Origin of the sequence: Pseudomonas sp. NMI542_15 (assembly GCF_021283425.1) — a bacterium.
In the GTDB taxonomy this organism is placed as follows: Bacteria; Pseudomonadota; Gammaproteobacteria; order Pseudomonadales; family Pseudomonadaceae; genus Aquipseudomonas; species Aquipseudomonas fortuita.
Map to the genome: position 1 here is coordinate 1 of NZ_JAJSRO010000059.1, position 1,819 is coordinate 1,819.

Below are 1,819 nucleotides of genomic sequence, written 5' to 3' on the forward strand. Positions count from 1 at the left end.
CGGCCACCGATACCTGGTCAGCGGTGATGGTGACTTTGACGATGTCACCTTCGTTGCCTGGGGTGCCTGGTTCGTCGATAACCTGGGTGCTGACCGGGGTCTTGTCCAGATTGAGGTTTTCGAACTTCCACGCGTCCGCGCCGCTGACCGCGTCGATGGCGTTGACCACCGGCTCGTTAGCGCCGACATAGACGTTATCCGGCGCGGTCGCAGTGGCCGAACCGGTGGTGCTGTTCGCGGGCACGATGACAGTGGTGCCATCGGTCAGCTTGAAATACAGCTCCGAGTGGTTATTGATCGGCAGACCGTCTTTGTTGGTCAGCGTGATGGTGTAGGTGATCTCGCCACCTTCGGTCACCGACTGGCTTGCGGTCAACTTGGCCACAACCTCGTCGATGGTGTCGGTCACTTTGACCGAAGCATCACCACCCAACTGCAGGTTCTCGAAGGCAGCACCGGTAGCGTCTACCGCCGACTTGATGCCCAGGGTGATTTCGCCAGCATCCTGGTAAACGTCATCGCCCTGCGCCGCGTGCTCGTACGGTGCACTGGTTTCGCCGGCCTTGATGGTCACCGTGGCATTGTTGCTCAGGGTCACGACCAGGTCGTGCTCCAGCGGCTGGTTGATGTGCACGGTGAACGTCGGTTTGACGTTCTCGGCCACCGAAGTCTGGTCGGCAGTGATGGTTACTTTGACCAAGTCACCTTCGTTGTTGCCGCCTGGGTTGCCCGGAGTACCTGGCTCATCGGTAACGGTTGTGCTGACCGGCGTCTTGTCCAGGGTCAGCTGTTCGAACTTGCCGACATCAGCGCCAGCAACAGTTGCGATCGACTGTACCACCGGGGTATTGCTGCCAACGTAAACGTTGTCCGGAGCAGTCACGGTGATCGAACCGCTGGTGCCGTTGGCCGGCACGGTGATGACGGTCTTGCCGTCGCTCAGCGTGAAGGTCAGGGCGCCGTGGTTGTTGATCGGCAGGCCGTCTTTGTTGGTCAGCGTGATCGTGTAGGTGATCTCGCCGCCTTCGGTCACCGAAGGGGTGGCGGTCAGCTTAGCCACAACTTCACTGATAGTGTCCGAGATCTCAACGGTAGCTGGACCACCCAAGGCCAGGTTCTCGAAAGTGGCACCTGGAACGGTAGCGTCGGTAACGCTGAGGGTGATGGAGCCAGCGTCGTGATAGACGTCATCACCCTGAGCCGGAGTCTTGTACTCGACTTCGGTCTTACCGGCTTCGATCGTCACGGTGTCTCCGTTCGACAGAGTGACGGTCAACGGACGATCCAGCGCCTGGCTTACTTTCACAGTAAAGGAAGGTTGCTGGTCTTCGGTCACATTGCCATTGCTGACGATGCTTACGGTGACAGTATCGACGCTGTCATTGATGACAGTCGAGGCTGGAGTCGGATTCGGGGTCAGCTGCTCGAAGTTGCCGCCGGTGGCGTTTTCGATGGTGACGCTAACAGTCGAACCGTTGTTATAGACGTCGTTCGCCGGGGTCTGGAAATCAACGCTGCCTTGGGTCTTGCCGGCTTCAACAGTGATGGTCTGGCCGTTGGACAGGGTCACGGTTACCGGCGTCTGGGCAGGGTTGCTCAGGGTCACGGTGTAGGTGATGACACCGCCTTCGGTCACCGACGGGTTCGCCGTCAGCGTTGCGGTGGTGGTGTCTACTGAATCGTTGATCGTGGTCTGAGCCGGGGTCGGATTCGGGGTCAACTGCTCGAAGTTACCGCCCGTGGCGTTCTCGATGGTGACGCTGACAGTCGAACCGTTGTTGTAGACGTCGTTCGCCGGGGTCTGGAAATCAACGCTGCC

1 protein-coding gene is annotated in these 1,819 nt (G+C 59.4%); it reads right to left on the minus strand.

Features of this window, described 5'->3' with window-relative positions:
- Positions 1-1,819 (minus strand): immunoglobulin-like domain-containing protein (locus LU684_RS30385; RefSeq protein ID WP_332880195.1); only part of this gene is annotated, 1,819 nt, incomplete at both ends.